This window comes from Prevotella sp. MGM1 (assembly GCF_002933775.1).
Classification (GTDB): Bacteria; Bacteroidota; Bacteroidia; order Bacteroidales; family Bacteroidaceae; genus Prevotella.
This window is the reverse complement of record NZ_BEWV01000215.1, coordinates 62,472-80,156: the sequence shown is the minus strand read 5'-3', so window position 1 is coordinate 80,156 and position 17,685 is coordinate 62,472. Positions and strand designations below refer to the sequence as shown.

Sequence of the window (17,685 nt, the reverse complement as noted above, 5' to 3'; positions counted from 1 at the left end):
GCGGCTTTTTTCGCGACGGGATGCCTGTTGGAGTGCGTTCGGTTGCCGATCGCGTTGCGTTCAGCGTCCCGTTGCATGGCATTTAGACGCTAAATGCCATGCAACGGGACGCTGAACGCAACACGTATTTCGGCTTGGTGTGGGTCGTTTGGTGGGGAAAACAAGTGTGGCTGATGTATGGCGTTGATACACAGGCGGTTGTGCTGAAAGGCTCGTAATTGGCTTATTTTCGACCGACGGGTCTATATTTTCAGAAAATCGAAATATGAACGCTTGTTTGTCAGATTATTTCCTGCGTTTTAACATTTATCGCTTTGAGGCGTTCGGAGATGTGGCGGAACGCCCGTGTAGCGGAGCCGTCACCTTTGTCCGCACATTCCGTATTTTTTTGTTTACGTTTGTTTTTGATCCGATAAATACGTTTGTCTTTTTTTCGATAAAATTTTGATTTGATAAAGACATGGCCGGAGACAATTCCGAAAGTTTGTGAGACACAGGGAATAGTCTTGTTCGGCGGATAAGCCTATCTTTGCGTCTGATATATAAAAGAAGATACAACATGAGACACAAGTTATTGCTTATTATTCTATTCATCGCCCTGCCCTTTTTGACATGGGCCGAAGAGGCTGAGCCCATGCGCCGTCCGGTAAGCGCGGACAACCCTATGTTCATCATCCATATAGACACATGGAACTGGCCGGATCCGCAGAAGATAATAAACCTCGTTCCCGAAGATCTGAAGCCGTGGTGTGTATTCAACATCTCGTTGTCTGTGTCGCATAACGAGACAACCGGTGAGTTTAATATAGTGCCCGATGGTCTTGAGACGGCGCGCTCGTGGGTGCGTACGTGTGCCGAGAACAGGGTGTGGTGCATGGTGCAGCCGGCGAGCGGGGCGTTCTCGCATCTGCCCGACAACGAGATGGAGGTCTACGAGGAGTTTTACCGCGAGTATCCCAATTTCATCGGTTTCAACTACTGTGAGCAGTTCTGGGGGTTCCGCTCGATATTCTCCACCGATCCGCTTAAATACGGTGTCGATGTGCCGGTGCGCCTGGCCCACTTTGCAAAGTTGATGGATCTCAGTGTCAGGTATGGCGGCTATCTCACGATAAGCTGGTGCGGCGGTATATGGCATTGGGACAGCGACCCCCTCGCCATGATGAAACGCGACAAGAATTTCCTTGAAGCCTGCAAGGCGCATCCCGATAATCTTATAATGTGCTACAAGTATACTTCGGCCGCATCGTGGTATAACAACGAGAGCCTGTGTCTCGGCACGTTCATAAGCGGTCTTACCAACAATTACGGCATACGGTTCGACGAGTGCGGATGGGCGCTGGACGAAGAGAGGAAAGAGACCTATCCAACGGCGGCAGGCATAGCCCCGGTGCTTGAAAACATACAACTGACCGGTATGACTGTGATGGACGGTCCCGAGTTGATATGGAGGCAGTGCTTCTATGAGAACGGCACGAGGCAGACACCAGACGGGTATACGTCGCGCCGGTGGGCCAGATTCTCGCAGTTCGACAATATATGGGTCGACATGTACCGCAAGATTCTCGACGGCACACTGCGCATCCCCACAAGGAAGGAAGTCATAGGCCGCACGCAACTCGCTCTGGTGAACGACGTGAACACAGGTTCCACGCAGGATATGTATGCCACGCCCAACTCGCTTTACGACGGACTGTACAAGCAGGACGGCGAGGGCTCGCTCGATAAGAACACCCTTTGGTTCAAGAAGACGGGCCGCTACGGCGCAATACCCATCGTGCCGGGATTTTACAACAATACGGATGACGTGAAAGAGATACCCATCCGCCTGCGTACTTCGGGTTATGCCGCTCGTTGGAAGTCGGTGCAGGCCAAGGTGGACGAGATAAACAAGTACGCTCCCGAGGAATATGAGGGCAATCTGTTTGCCGGCCGCATGAAGAACGCGTGGGTCACATACTATCCATACCGCTACGGAAAGACGGCCTGGGCTAAGATACCTTTCAAGTATAACACATGCGACAGCATGCGTATCACATATTCTGAATATTCATCGGGACTGATACATGAGTATTCCGACCATGTGACATTCTATCTCAACAATTACCGTGTGGACACTACGGATGTAAAGACAGACGAGCTTCGCATATACGGCAGCACGGCAGAGCCTGTCATGACATGGAAAGACCGTGGCGCTCATGTCCGTAGTACGGTGACGGCGGAGTGGAAAGACGGCGTATATATAATAAAGGTGTCGCACAACGGGGCTGTGGAGCTCGACGTGAAGTGTGCCGGCAAGGCTACGGGGCGTCTGACAGACATACCACGTGCGGATATCGTCGAGCCGGCTGTCCCTCCCGTATACATGGGTCCTCGTCAGTATGAGGGGGAGTGCTTCGATTACAAGAACGTGGGGCGTTGCGTGACAAACGGTGTGAACAGCGGTGTGAAGGGCTACACGGCGCAGGGATATATGGATTTCGGCACCAAGTCGACAGCCATGGTGAAGGACACCGTAAATGTTCCAGTGGCCGGGAAATACCGTTTTACGTTCCGCTACCGTGCGGCTGATGCCGACGTGATGCACGTGTTGCTGTATCTCAACAGCACCGGCAACGCCGGAAACCAAGGCCGCATAAGGTTTACAAAGACCGGAAACGAGTGGCTTACAGTTTCGAAAGAAGTGGAGCTTGAACAAGGTGACAATGTCTTTTACCTTCGTGCGAACGCCACCGTGGCCACCCCGCAGCCGTTGCTGATCGACAATGTCGTGGTAGAACTGATAGAGGAGACGAGCGGAATAGACGGTGCCGGAGCAGCTGAAGGTATGAAAAAATCCGGCCGTTACTATGATCTTACGGGGCGCAGGGTAGTCAATCCGGTAAAGGGCGTGTATATAAAAGACGGTCGAAAAACAGTTGTTAAATAACGGTTGAAATACAAATACAAAACTCTATGAGACATAAGATAAAGCCTGTTACATCGCATGGCTTTATCTTTGCCGTGTCGGAAAATGAAAATTTTTACCATAACTATTATTATTAACATTTAAAACATTAAAGTATGAAAAAGAACCTTTTACTAAGTCTCGGCTTGTTCTTTTCCGCATCATTCGCGTGGGCGCAGGCTCCGCAGGTGATGTTTGAGGGATTCGATGCCGAACAGACCAAGGGAGACACCGAGGTCGGTTGGTATGAGTTCGTCAACAACATGGAAGGTGATGAGCGTAATATCGAAGACGGTGCCATGCATTTCTACAACACAATGGTGGACACTACCGACTGGACCCGTGCCATCAAGTTCAGAAATCTTCCCATCAAGGAACAGACATCCTATCGTGTGTCTTTCGACCTCTGCGGTTTGAACCAGTATACCATAGACGGCGAGACAATGATAAAGTCGAAAGCCCGTGTGGCCCTCATGCAGGGTCAGGAGAATGGCGACCTGCCATTCCTTGGAAAAGACAACGAGCAGTATACTTATGATATTTCTTATTTCCAGGAGCCTGGGACCGGCTATCGTAAGTACACCATGATGTTCTTCTATGCTCTTGACGCAATCCAGCAGGAGTATTATAAGGAGCATCCGGGCAAGGTTGAGGAGCTTGTGAAGAAGTACTTCCTTACCTTGAACGTGTTCTCTCCCGGTGACTACTATATCGATAACGTGCTTATCGAGGAGTCTGAGATTGCCGGTGTTACATTCAGGGATGACATAATCCGCGTGGACTTCGGATACGATACCAATATCAAGGATTTGGTGAAAGCAAACAACGGCCGTATTATTCTGCCCAACGATTGCGTGACATTGAACATTGACGATCAGGATACAAATCCTCTTTCTGTCGAGTTGCTTGACGATGGCTTCCTCTATATATTCTGCGACGATGTTTATCCGAGCGGCGAGGATTCAAAGGTCATCGTAAGTTTCAAGAACCAGGAAGGCGCAAACCAGATCCAGTATAAAGGCAACAAGCACCCGCGTGTACACGAGGGTGACGTAGTCGTACGTGCGTTCAGCAATGAGGTCGGCCGCTATGACGCTGAGATAGCCGATGTATACTCTTTCTGCTATGATACTCCCATATTGGCAAAGGCTGACCCGGAGAACGGCGCTTTCAACCTGCCGAACGCAACTACGGACTTCACTCTGACCTTCAATAAGGTCGTAGACTGCTCTAAGATCGAGGCTACTCTCACAGGTGACAACGGATTCAGCGAGACATTGACCGTTACTCCGGCAGAAGGTATGGCTGCCACTGTTGTCTTCAAGCGTCCTAATACTACCGAGCTTGTGACAGGTGAGTACACCCTGCATGCAACAAAGATATATCCGGAAAGAATTCTCGGTGACGATATTTACGGAGAGGAAACAATCAAGATGTATTTCGGTGAGGTGGAAGCTGATCCCAATGATGTGGTACGCAATATCTATACCGACAACTTCAAGGAGAAAGGCGCGAACTATATTCCGGAAGGTTGGGAAGTGTGCAACGATAGCGGTGATCCTATCCCCGTAGGTAGCGCCGGCTCAGGTCCGCGTATATTCAACTTTACAGGCGGTGGTAATTTCAGTCATGCGCTGTATACCCGTGCATACCATTGCCAGTATGGACAGGCTGATGACTATAACATAGCATTGGAAGAGGGCGACAAGTATCAGCTTACGTTCAATGCATGTTCTTGGAAAGGTCAGAATTGGATGAAGTGTGTTGTTATGGCTCCGAGTGGTGAAATAGTAGCGGAAACTATTGAGGAATGTCTGCCGAACGTGAACGGTAATACCGGTGCCTCGACAGGGGATTGGACCAAGTTTACGATTGACTTCAAGGCTCCTGAGACAGGAAACTATACATTTAAATGGATACCTTGCGCACAGGCAGGCGAAGAAGGTTCTGATTGGCATGAGGTAATGTTCGGAAATATTCGTCTCGACTATGTTCCCTCATCTCCCGCAGCCCGTTACGACGGTATGTTGAAGCTGGCTCTTGACGAGGCTAAGGCTTGCCGTGACAACAATAACGGCGACCGTTACCTCGGTGAGGCTTGGACTGCTCTTGACAACGCTATACAGAAGTATGACGGAAAGCGCTTTACCGCTCCTTCTGTTTACGAGGCTGCCGTTGCCGAACTGAAAGAGGCTGTCGATGCTCTGAACAAACACGTATCTCTCGTCAATAATTATGACGGCTTGATAACAGGCGATAACAGCGCTCAGGCTATGGTTGACAAGTATGCCGAGACTAAGTTCAACGCAACTGACTACTATAAGAACCTCGTAGAGGTGAACGGTAAGTATACAGGCAAACTCTTGACGGACGATGCAGAACTCGAAACAGCGATTGCTGAGTTGACAAGAGCTATCAACTTGTGTAAGAACATGTTCACGGAGGCTAATGTAAATGAAAAGGGTATCGGCTCACAGACCGGTACATCAGGTGTGGCTGCTCTCACAGAGCGTATCCGTGCGGGTATAGCCGTAGCCAAGAAACTCGGTGTGGCAGAGGACGCTCCTGTAATCGTGGAGGCAAACAAAGCGCTGACAGACGATGACGCAGTGGCCGAACTTCTGAAGCACAGTATCAAGGAGAAACTCTATACAATTCTTAGCGATGCCGACAATACCCTCTTCGACACCAAGGTTGACGAGGTTACATTGGAAGAGTACAAAGACTCATTCGATATGACAGTGTTCGTTAAGAACCCGAACATCTATATAACCATTGATAACCAACTTGGCTCGGCAAACGACATTATAGTAAATCCTGATGAAGAGACATTCCCCGGTTGGACGGTTACTCTCGGTGAGGGTTGGCAGGCAACTGCGTCTACCGGTTGGGGTTGGACGTTGAGCGAAGAGAACCCTTATGTTGACGCAATGGTTCAGAACTGGACAAAAGAATTCCGTGCAGAGCAGACAATAACAGACCTGCCGGCAGGTATCTATACTATAATGGGCGGATTTGGCGAGCGCGAGACCGATGCAGGTGACTTGAACAACCATTTCTTCATCAAGACATCGGCAGACGAGGCAGATCAGACGGTTCATGCTCCGGTTATCGGACAGTCGTTCCCGTACAGCAACCTCGCATTCACGAATGTAGTAATTACTGACGGTCAGCTCACTCTCGGTGCTTTTGCAGCCAATGGCTCTCACGTATTCTTCAATAACGTTCAGTTGTTCATGACCAACAGCGCTGAGGGCTTCGACTATGCTTCTGCACTGAAAGAGCTTGTAGACGGTATCGACTCTGTTGAGGCAGGAAACAACAACGCAGTACGCAAGGTTGAGCTTTACGACCTGAACGGACGCCGCATCGTTACGGCCAAGAAAGGTCTGAACATCGTGAAGAAATACATGAACGATGGTTCTGTACGCACTGAAAAGGTTATTGTGAAATAACATATTTTAGGATAGTATTTATTTACGGGCGGACATGCGCAGGCATTGTCCGCCCGTATTTTTTTGTGCAAAAAAAGAGACGTGCTTGTTTTGAAACGAATAGAAAGAAAAAAGAGACGTTTATGAGACGTCTTTTATATAAAAAAATGATACCTTTGTGAAAGTAAATCTATGGCATATTTTATTATTAACGTAAAACAAATCATATTTATATGAAACGGATATTGTTGTCTATTATCGCCTTTTGGTCGGTTGCGGTTCATTCGTCGTTCGGAATAGTTCAAAATCCTATGTTGTGGGCCGATGTTCCCGACCCTGATGTAATCAGAGTGGGAGATTATTATTATCTGGTGACCACGACAATGCATCTGATGCCCGGTGGGCCGATAATGCGTTCGAAAGACCTCACGAACTGGGAGACCGTAAGTTATCTGTTCGACAGACTGGAAGACTCGCCCAAGTATGACATGCGGGGCGGTACGGTATACGGTCGCGGCCAGTGGGCAACATCGCTGAAATATCATAACGGAAAGTTCTACGCCCTGTTTGCGCCCAACGATAATCCGGGTGGACAGACTTATATCCTTACAGCCGATGACGCTGCCGGTCCGTGGAAGCTCGTGTCGCGCATGAGACACTTTCATGACGCGTCGCTTTTCTTCGATGACGACGGACGTGTGTACGTGTTTTACGGTACGGGACAGATACAGGAACTGCTCCCCGACCTAAGCGACGTGAAGCCGGGAGGAGTGAGCATGACATTATTTAAGCGCGATGCGGAAGAAACAGGCCTGCTCGAAGGCTCACGGGTGATAAAGCACGACGGGAAGTACTATCTGCTGATGATATCGTGGCCTAATGGCGGCAAGCGCCGTCAGGTGTGCTACCGGGCAGACAAAATCACCGGACCATACGAGAAAAAAGTCATATTGCTTGACAACTTTGCCGGTTTCCCATACGTAGGGCAGGGAACAATCGTTGACGGCAAGGACGGAAGTTGGAATGCCGTAATATTCCAAGACCGTGGCGGAGTGGGGCGCGTGCTTACGGTGATGCCGTGCCGCTGGACAGACGGTTGGCCGATGCTTGGCGATGAGAACGGCAAGGTGCCCATGGCTGTGAGCGGTGAGCCGGCATCGCTGGTAGAGTCTGATGATTTCGAAGCCACGAAGTTGAAGTATTGCTGGCAGTGGAATCACAATCCGATAGATGCCGCATGGTCGCTGACGGAGCGTCCGGGATATCTGAGATTGAGAACAAACCGTGTAGTAAGCAATCTATACGAGGCTCTCAATACCGTTTCGCAAAGAATGGAAGGCCCTCGATGCTCAGGTGCCGTAACGATAGATCTGTCGCACATGCAGGACGGCGACCGATGCGGATTGGCTGCGTTCAACGGCCATTCTGGAATACTGACGGTGAGCAAGGATGGTAAGCGTAATTACCTTACAATGTCTTCCGCAGTGGTCAATTTGTCTGATAAAGACAAGAAGGTGGAAGGCGTGGATGAAGAGACATTGGAGCGTGTGGAAGTGGACGGTAATATCATTGAACTCCGCATAGATGCCGACTTCACGCTCGGTAAGGATATTGCCACATTCTATTATAAGACATCCGCAGGAGAATGGAAAAGCATAGGAAAGCCTTATAAAATGCGGTTCGACTACCGTCGTCTGTTCATGGGCACCCGTTTTGCCATATTCAATTATGCCACAAAGAAAGCCGGAGGATATGTGGATGTGGATAAATTCACGTATAACCGTGAGCCTAACTTTGACTCGAAAGTTATTTCGGCAAGCCTGATGGAATGTACCGATGAAGCTCTGACAAATGTGGGAGGCAATAAATTCCCGAGAATAGACAGCGAACGCCGCGGGTGGTTCCGTCTGCATGCTCCGCAAGCGAAGAGGGTGCAGGTGGATATAGCAGGCAAGAAATACGATATGCGGCGTGACGCCTCCGGCACATGGCTTGGTGTCACGGATCCGCTTGTAGTGGGATTTCATTATTACTTTCTGATAGTAGACGGAGTGTCCGTGATAGACCCGGCAACCGATACGTTTTACGGATGTTGCCGTCAGGCCGGTGGAATAGAGGTTCCGGAAGGCAAGGAAGGTGATTATTATCGTCCGCAGGCCGGTGTGGCCAAGGGGCAGGTACGTTCGGTACAGTACTGGTCGGATGCGAAGAAAGAATGGCGCAGGGCAATGGTATATACACCTGCAGAGTATGAGAAAGGAAAGAAAAAGTACCCGGTACTTTATCTGCAACACGGAATGGGAGAAGATGAGACCGGCTGGTCGAAGCAGGGAATGATGCAGAACATCATGGACAATGCCATTGCAAAAGGAGATGCCGTGCCGATGATCGTGGTAATGGAAAGCGGAGACGTGGAACAGCCTTTCGACTTCAGGAACGGAGGTCCCAACACACAGGAGCGCAGTAGCTACGGGGCATCGTTCTATGGAGTGATGATTAAAGACCTTATACCTTACATCGATACCCATTTCCGCACGATAGCCGACAGAGAACACCGTGCGATGGCCGGACTGTCGTGGGGAGGTCATCAGACATTTGACATCGTGCTTTCAAATATAGACAAGTTCGCTTGGATGGGCGGATTCAGCGGCGCGATATTCGGATTGGACATCAAGAAGAATTATGAAGGTCTGTTATCTCGTCCCGATGAGTTCAATAAGAAAATACATTATCTGTTTCTTGGTTGCGGCAGCGAAGAGAATATGGGAACAGCGGCTCTTGTTAAGACATTGACCGATGCCGGTATAAAAGTAGACAGCTATACGTCGCCCGGCACACATCATGAATGGCTCACATGGCGTCGCTGCCTGAATGAGTTTATTCCCAATCTGTTTAGAAAGGCATCGAAATGAGACTAAAACTGTTTGTTTTCCTATTATTGTTGCCCGCATGTATGATAAAGGGGCGCACTTTCCATGTGGCCAATACGGTTGTCAGTCACGATAAGAATGAATCAGTATCGGTATGTAAAGCCATAGACGCTTTATGCGCCGATATAGGAAAGGTGACAGGAACGCATCCTGAAATAAAGGTCGGCAAAGCCAAAGGCGCACGTATAATTATCGGTACTTACGGAGAAAGTAAACAGATTTCCGCACTTGTGAAAAAGGGAGTGTTGAAAGAAACGGATCTTAAAGGCCATTGGGAGAGTTACGTGATAACCGTTACCAAAGATAAAAATCCATGTCTGGTGATAGCCGGAAGCGACAGGAGAGGAACCATTTACGGTATATATGAAATATCGAAACAAATAGGAGTGTCTCCGTGGTATTGGTGGGCGGACGTGCCTGTGCGCCATAATGAGAACGCGACAGTGGATTATGATTATTATATATCGGGAGAACCTTCGGTTAAATATCGCGGTGTGTTCATCAATGATGAGGACTGGGGGGTGAAGCCTTGGGCATCTCACAATTATGAAAAGGAACTGGGCGATATCGGTCCGCGCACTTATGCCAGAGTGTGTGAACTGTTGCTCAGATTGAAGGGAAACATGCTTGCTCCGGCAATGCACTCATGTACAGGAGCGTTCTATTCTCATCCGGAAAGCAAACTTGTGGCAGACTCTTTCGGAATAATCATCACTACTTCGCATTGCGAACCGCTTCTTCTCAACAACGCGGCAAAGAGCGAGTGGGACTCCAAGCGTGACGGCGAGTGGAACTACAAGACGAACAAGAACACCATAATAGGAAAATGGGAAGCAAGGCTCGGTGAAGCGGCACGTTTTGAGAATATCTATACACTTGCCATGCGTGGCGTACATGATGAGGGAATGCGCGGCAATCTGCCCATGGAGGAACGTGTACGGCTTATTCAGCAGGTAATCGGCGACCAACGGGAAATGATAGCCAGACATACGGGAAAGAGCATTGCCGATGTCCCGCAGATATTCGTGCCATATAAAGAGACAATGGATATATATGAAAACGGACTGTGTGTGCCTGATGATGTCACGCTTGTGTGGGTTGATGACAATTACGGATACATGAAACGTGTGTCTGACGAGAATGAGAAAAAGCGCGGCGGACGTGCGGGAGTGTATTATCACTTGTCGTATCTTGGCGCACCGCACGACTATCTGTGGCTCAACACGACGGCTCCGGTTCTCATGTATGAAGAATTGAAAAAGTCTTACGACTCAGGTGCGGACAGGTACTGGCTGCTTAATGTAGGCGACATAAAGCCTATGGAGATGGGAATACAGACTTTCTTCGACATGGCCTGGAATTTCTCTTCGTTCAATATCGTGAATGTGAACAATCATCAGGCGGAGATGCTTGCCGGAATATTCGGAAGTAAATATAAGGATGAGTTTCAAGCTGTCCTTGATGAGTATTACAGGCTGGCATGGATACGCAAACCGGAATATATGGGTTTTGAATATGAATGGGATGACGCCGCACATACGGGACTTCGCGATACGGATTTCTCATTCGGCAATTACCGTGACGCGCAAAGACGTTTGGCCGACTATGAGGGACTATCAAACAGGGTGGAGATGATGGCTCGTTCGCTCGGAGATGACAATTCTACCCTGAAAGAATCATTCTTTCAGTTTATACAATATCCCGTACAGGCCGCATATCAGATGAACCGTAAGTTTCTCATGGCCCAACTTAATCATGAACTATATTCCGCGGGACGGTATGCGGAAGCGAACTGGTCTGCAAGACAGACGGATATGGCATACGACAGTATACGGTCGTTGAACGGTAGATACAACGGTATGCTTGAAGGAAAATGGAACGGCATGATGAGCGTGCCTCCCGGATTTTGCGCATTATACCACAAAAAGCCGAATGTGGCTTATACGGATGGAGAAGAGGAGAAGGTGCCGGGCGACATTTTGGAATATGACAGCGAAGAAAAGGCTGGGTTGAAGGGTTGCCATGTGGTAGATTTGGCCGGTTACGACCGTAAGACAGATGAAGTGAACATAATAAAAGGCATGGGTTATGACTGGCAAGTGGTGCAACTCGGCCGGCCGGGTGCCACGCCAAAGGAAATAAAGGGACAAACCGTTCCAGCGATAGAATATATATTCCCTAAGGTGGATCGGGATTTTATAGACGTGATTGTATATACGGTTCCGTTCTGGCCTCTTCATGCCAAGCGCGGCAATGCGATAGGCATATCGGTGGATGGAGGCGAAAAGAGTATTTACGACAACCGGTTTGAGGAATATTCACGCAGATGGAAAGATCAGGTCATGAAGAACGGAGCGGAACACCGCGTGACATTTGCTGTGGATAAGACACGTCCTTATCACACGTTATCGTTTTTTATCGGTGACTCCGGACAAATGATAGAGCGGGTAATCATTGATTGGGGAGGACTGGAACAATCTTATATAGGCCCATCGGGTAAATAATGACGAAAAAGTAATGTAATGAAACAATTGAAAAATAAGATTTTGTTGTTGGCGCTTGGGATGACAGCATGCTTTACAGTATCAGCCCAGGAACACAGACTGTGGTATGGCAGGCCGGCAGAACATTGGCTGGAGGCATTGCCGGTGGGTAACTCTCATCTCGGAGCCATGATTTATGGCGGCACTGATACAGAGGAAATACAGCTGAACGAGGAAACATTCTGGGCGGGGTCGCCATATAATAACAACAGTATGGAAGCGAAAGGGCATCTGCGGGAAGTGAGGGACCTTATATATGAAGGTCGCGAGAAAGCCGCCCATGAACTTTTGGACAAGTATTTTGTGAAAGGCCCGCATGGAATGCGTTATCTGACATTGGGCAGTTTGAAACTAAACTTGGGACATGATAGTGTGAAAGAGTATTATCGTGATCTTAATTTGGGAAGCGCCGTGTCGACAACACGTTATAAACATGACGGAGTGAAGTATGAGAGAACGGTATTCGCGTCTCTTTCCGATAACGTGATAATAGTGAGATTGAATGCCGACAAAAAAGGAAAACTTAATTTTAAGCTGTTTCATGACTGTCCTTTAAAATCCGATGTGTCAGCAAAAGGAAATGAACTGACAGCCACAATAAACAATGCAGGACAGGAGGGAATAAGAGGAGGACTGACAGCGGAACTTCGTGTGCGTGTGGAGAGTGACGGTAATGTAAACGGTCATGGTGGATATATAGATATAAAGGAGGCTTCCGTGGCAACACTTTACATAACAGCCGCAACCAATTATGTCAATTACCATGATGTGACTGGAAATCCGACCTTAAAGAACGACAATGCGTTTAATGCCATAAAAGGATTGTCATACAAGCGGTTGCAGAGACGTCATGTGGATAAATACCGTGAACAATATGACCGTGTGTCTCTGACTTTGGAAAAGTCGGAGAACTCATTGCTGGAAACAGACAAGAGGCTTGCCGCTTTTGCGGATGGCAAAGACATGGATTTTGTTTCGTTAATGATGCAATACGGTCGTTATTTATTGATATCATCATCGCAAAAAGGAGGACAACCGGCAAATCTGCAAGGTGTATGGAACCACAGGATGAATGCTCAATGGGATTCCAAATATACCATCAACATCAACACGGAAATGAATTACTGGATTGCCGATGTCGGAAATATAGGAGAAACATCCGAACCGTTGTTTTCAATGATAAAAGACCTTAGTGAGACAGGGGCGGAAACAGCGCGGGACATGTATGGCTGTAACGGATGGATGGCTCATCATAATACCGATTTATGGCGTATAACGGGAGTTGTGGACGGCACGACATGGGGAATGTTCCCTACCGGTGGCGCATGGTTGTCGACGCATATATGGCAGCATTATTTGTTTACGTGCGACCGCAGTTTCCTTTCTGATAACTATGAAATAATGAAGGGGGCGGCAGATTTTCTCCTTGATTATCTTCAAGAACATCCGAAATATGGATGGCTTGTAACCGTGCCGACGGTATCTCCCGAGCATGGACCAAGGGGAAAAGGAACAACCGTGACGGCCGGTTCGACGATGGATAATCAGATAGTTTTCGATGTTTTGAACAATATGCTTTGTGCAATGGATGCTCTTGGAAAGAAAGATGAGGCTTACGCGGAAAGATTGCGTAAGGCCATAGAGCAGCTACCGCCCATGCAGATTGGAAAATACGGGCAGTTACAGGAGTGGCTGCACGATGCGGATGACCCTAAGGATGAGCATCGGCATATATCCCATTTGTATGGGTTGTATCCGTCAAACCAGATTTCCCCTTACAGTAACCCTGAATTGTTCACTGCCGCAGCCAATACCTTGAAACAGCGTGGGGATATGGCTACGGGGTGGAGTCTTGGTTGGAAGATAAATTTCTGGGCACGCATGCTTGACGGCAATCATGCTTTCCGTATAATAAAGAATATGCTTCATATTCTTCCGGATGACGGCAAGATAAAGGAATATCCTGACGGTCGTACGTATCCTAATCTTTTCGATGCTCATCCACCTTTCCAGATAGACGGTAATTTCGGCTGTGCGGCAGGTATTTGTGAAATGCTTATGCAGAGTCATGACGGTGCGGTACATTTATTGCCGGCATTGCCGGATGCGTGGAAAGACGGTGATGTAAAAGGGCTTTTGGCGCGTGGAGGTTTTGAGGTGGATATCAAATGGACAGATGGGGAATTGGATAAAGCCGTAATTCTTTCGAAGTCGGGTGGTGTGTTGCGCCTGCGTTCTTATGCGCCGTTGAAGATGAAAGGACTGTGTGAGGCAAATGGTGATTGTGCCAATCCGTTGTTGAGGAAAGCCAATATAAAGAAACCGCTCACATCCGGGGAATTAAACGATTTCAAGACATTACCGATACGGAAAGTATACGAATATGAAATAAAAACCGAAGTCGGCAGGTCATATACGATACAGCCGGCAAACAAAAGGTAAACATAGAATAATTATGAAAATGAAAAAGGTTTTTTGGCTTTCTTCTTTAATGTTGTTTTTGACTGTTGCGACAAGTGCAGGCAGCAGAACGGAAGAACGTAAATTGCCGTGTGGATTATTGGATGGTTTTACGGAATGGGACTATTCCGTATGTTTGCCCGATAGCTATGATAAAGAGAAAGACAGGACATACCCTGTACTTTATCTGCTTCATGGCGGAGGATGCCCGCATACTCAGTGGGAAGACAACGGACATCTGTCTGCTTTGGTTGACGAACTGGTCGCAAGCGGAGAGATGGAGGAGATGATTATAGTATGTCCCGAGGCCAATAAGCATCGAATGAGTTGGGTGAATGACGAGGTATGGCCTTATGAGGATTTCTTCTTCAAGGAATTTATTCCACATATAGAGAACACATTCCGTGTACGTGCCGATAAGTATTCGCGTTATATAGGCGGTTTTTCCATGGGAGGCGGTGGAGCCGTAGTTTACGGCCTGCATCATCCCGAGATGTTCCGTGCCGTTTATGATATGACCGGTTATCTCCGTCGCCAGCCGCTTGATTTCCTTAAGAGCGATCCTTTGGGTGAGTGGCGCCAGCAGGCTGTGGAGCGCAACAATCCTATACGTACTGTTATGGAAGGTTCGAAGAATGATATTGACAGGTGGAAAACCGTAAGTTGGTTTATAGATTGCGGTGAGAATGATTTTACTTTTGATGCCAACAAGGATTTTGTGTCGGCATTAAAAGAAAAGGGTATTGTGTGTGATTGGAAAACAGGTGAAGGGAATCATAATTGGGATTATTGGCAAAAAGCATTACGCCGTGCGCTAAAGGTAGTAGGTGGAGCTCCGATATCTGCCGCATGGAATGTGCGAAGGGCTGAATATCCGTGTGTAACAAAAGACCACAGAGTGGTATTCCGCATGAAAGCGCCAGATGCCAGGCATTTGGTTGTCGACCTTGGCCGTCGTTATGAAATGTCAAAATCGGCAGATGGATATTGGACTTGTATAACCGACCCGCAAAGCGAAGGCTTTCATTATTATTTTCTTATCGCGGACGGTTTGCGTGTCGCCGATCCCAATAGCGAGACATTTTTCGGATGCAGCCAGATGGCAAGCGGTATAGAAATACCGTATTCGGAAGATATTGATAAGTTTGAGATGAAAGATGTCCCTCATGGCGATGTGCATAGAATACGTTATTATTCGGATGTAGAGAGAGCATGGAGACGGATGTATGTATATACCCCTGCCGGTTATGAAGAAAATGATAATCGTTATCCGGTTTTGTATTTGCAGCACGGTGGAGGTGAAGACGAGCGTGGATGGAGTCATCAAGGACTTTGTGATATAATCTTGGACAATCTTATTGCCGAAAAGAAAGCGGTGCCGATGATTATAGTCATGGCAGATGGCAATACGAAAGATTTTACGGCAGAACTTTTACAATGTGTACGTCCGGTAGCGGAAAAGAGATTTCGCATTAAGGCAGGACGTGAAAATCGCGCTTTGGCCGGTTTGTCTATGGGTGGAATACAAACATTGTCTACAGTTGTCAGTCATCCCGATGATTTTGCTTATGTAGGCGTATTCAGTTCGGGGTGGTTTCGTACTTCCCAGTCTTTCATGGCTAATTCGTCAGGCGAGCCATATTATAAGATTTTGGCGGAACTGCCGGATTATTACAACAAACAGTTCAGGCAGTTATGGTTCTCAATGGGTGGAAAGGAAGATATAGCTTATGAGAATTGTAAAGCCATGCTTGGGCGTATGGACGGAATCGGCATACGTTATACTTATTACGAATATCCCGGAGGCCACACATGGCCTGTGTGGCGTGAGAGTTTATGGAAATTTGCGCAATTATTATTTAAATAACACGATATGAAAAAATCTATATTGATAACAGCTTTGGCGATGACCGCAACTATTGCGGGTGCTCAGAACCCCATTGTTCAGACACGTTATACTGCCGACCCGGCTCCAATGGTGGCAGGTGACAGATTGTATCTTTATACCAGTCATGACGAAGCCGGGGCTGATTTCTTCTGGATGTATGATTGGAGATTGTATTCAACCGAAGACATGGTGAACTGGACAGATCACGGAGTGCCTTTGGGGCTTGGTACATTCAGTTGGGCTGATGATAGGGCGTGGGCTGCGCAGTGTATAGAACGTGATGGTAAGTATTATTGGTATATATGTGCCCATTCGAAGATTACCAACGGTATGGCAATCGGAGTTGCGGTGGGAGACACTCCGACCGGGCCGTTTAAGGATGCCATAGGCAAACCGCTTGTTGATAATGGCAGTTGGGACAATATAGACCCGACTGTGATGATAGACGATGACGGACAGGCTTGGCTGTTCTGGGGCAATCCCAATATATATTACATACGTCTTAACCGTGATATGATTTCATACAGCGGGGAAGTGGAAAAGATAGAACAGACGGAAGAAGGTTTCGGTGCTCCGGGTATGAAACAGAGGAAGAAGGACGTAAAGTATAAAGATTGTTATACGGAGGGGCCTTGGTTGCTTAAACGCAATAAGCTCTATTACTTGCTTTATGCTGCTGGTGGAGTACCCGAGCATATAGCTTACTCCACGGCAAAGAAACCTACCGGCCCGTGGAAATATCGTGGTGAGATCATGCCTTTGTGCAAGACCGGTTCTTTTACTAACCATTGCGGTGTGGCAGATTTCAAAGGACATAATTATTTCTTCTACCATACCGGAAAATTACCCGGTGGCGGAGGATTCGGACGTAGTACGGCTGTAGAAGAGTTTAAGTACAATTCCGATGGTACATTCCCTGTAATCATGCCTACTGACGAAGGTGTTAAACCGATAGGTGTTTTAAATCCGTTTATAAAGACAGAGGCTGAGACCATAGCTTTTTCAAAAGGAGTGGAAACAGAGAACAACGATCGTACAGGTGTATATGTGTCAAACATAAATAACGGTGACTGGACGAAAGTGCGTGAGGTGGATTTTAATAAAAGGGAATATAACAAGTTTATTGTTTGTGCAGCCTCTGCCTTGAAGGGTGGTACTATTGAAGTTCATGCAGATAGTATAGGCGGAACCTTGATAGCGGAAACAGCCATTCCTCGTACCGGTGGTTGGGAAGAATGGAAAATCTTTGAGGCACCGGTGAAAAATAAGATTAGCGGAAAGCATGATATTTATTTCGTTTACAAGGGATATAAGGGCTGCAAGTTGTTTAATTTCGATTGGTGGAAATTTGAATAAGTATAATAATAATGACGTGGTTTTTGGAAATAATGAGGCTATTGCCATAGCCTGCACTGTTGAGTGTATAAAACAATTTGTTTATGGCAGTGGACACATGTCAAATGTCAATCGACTATTGTGAACA

General features: G+C 47.5%; 7 protein-coding genes. All 7 read left to right on the top strand.

Features of this window, described 5'->3' with window-relative positions; all coding sequences use genetic code 11:
- Nucleotides 1–559 precede the first annotated feature (559 nt).
- The 7 genes from MoGM_RS11540 (at nucleotide 560) to MoGM_RS11510 (ending at nucleotide 17,558) form a co-directional block, all read left to right on the top strand.
- Nucleotides 560–2,929 carry a glycoside hydrolase family 98 domain-containing protein gene (locus MoGM_RS11540; protein WP_104370192.1) on the top strand — a complete coding sequence of 790 codons (2,370 nt, stop codon included), beginning with the start codon at nucleotides 560–562 and terminating at the stop codon, nucleotides 2,927–2,929.
- A gap of 134 nt (nucleotides 2,930–3,063) precedes the next feature.
- Complete coding sequence (locus tag MoGM_RS11535) at nucleotides 3,064–6,402, top strand: hypothetical protein (RefSeq protein WP_104370191.1); 3,339 nt, start codon at nucleotides 3,064–3,066, stop codon at nucleotides 6,400–6,402.
- 212 nt (nucleotides 6,403–6,614) lie between these two features.
- Nucleotides 6,615–9,293, top strand: a complete 2,679-nt coding sequence (locus MoGM_RS13420; protein WP_233210281.1) for a family 43 glycosylhydrolase — start codon at nucleotides 6,615–6,617, stop codon at nucleotides 9,291–9,293.
- Complete coding sequence (locus MoGM_RS11525) at nucleotides 9,290–11,815, top strand: glycosyl hydrolase 115 family protein (RefSeq protein WP_104370190.1); 2,526 nt, start codon at nucleotides 9,290–9,292, stop codon at nucleotides 11,813–11,815. The genes MoGM_RS13420 and MoGM_RS11525 overlap by 4 nt, the downstream gene beginning before the upstream one ends.
- 18 nt (nucleotides 11,816–11,833) lie before the next feature.
- A complete protein-coding gene (locus MoGM_RS11520; RefSeq protein WP_233210280.1) occupies nucleotides 11,834–14,296 on the top strand; it encodes a glycoside hydrolase N-terminal domain-containing protein in 2,463 nt (820 codons plus the stop codon).
- 19 nt (nucleotides 14,297–14,315) lie between these two features.
- Nucleotides 14,316–16,181 (top strand): alpha/beta hydrolase-fold protein, encoded by a 1,866-nt coding sequence (locus MoGM_RS11515; protein WP_104370188.1) that lies wholly within the window; start codon nucleotides 14,316–14,318, stop codon nucleotides 16,179–16,181.
- A 6-nt stretch (nucleotides 16,182–16,187) separates the two neighbouring features.
- Nucleotides 16,188–17,558, top strand: a complete 1,371-nt coding sequence (locus MoGM_RS11510) for a glycoside hydrolase family 43 protein (protein WP_104370187.1) — start codon at nucleotides 16,188–16,190, stop codon at nucleotides 17,556–17,558.
- The last annotated feature ends 127 nt before the right edge of the window (nucleotides 17,559–17,685 follow it).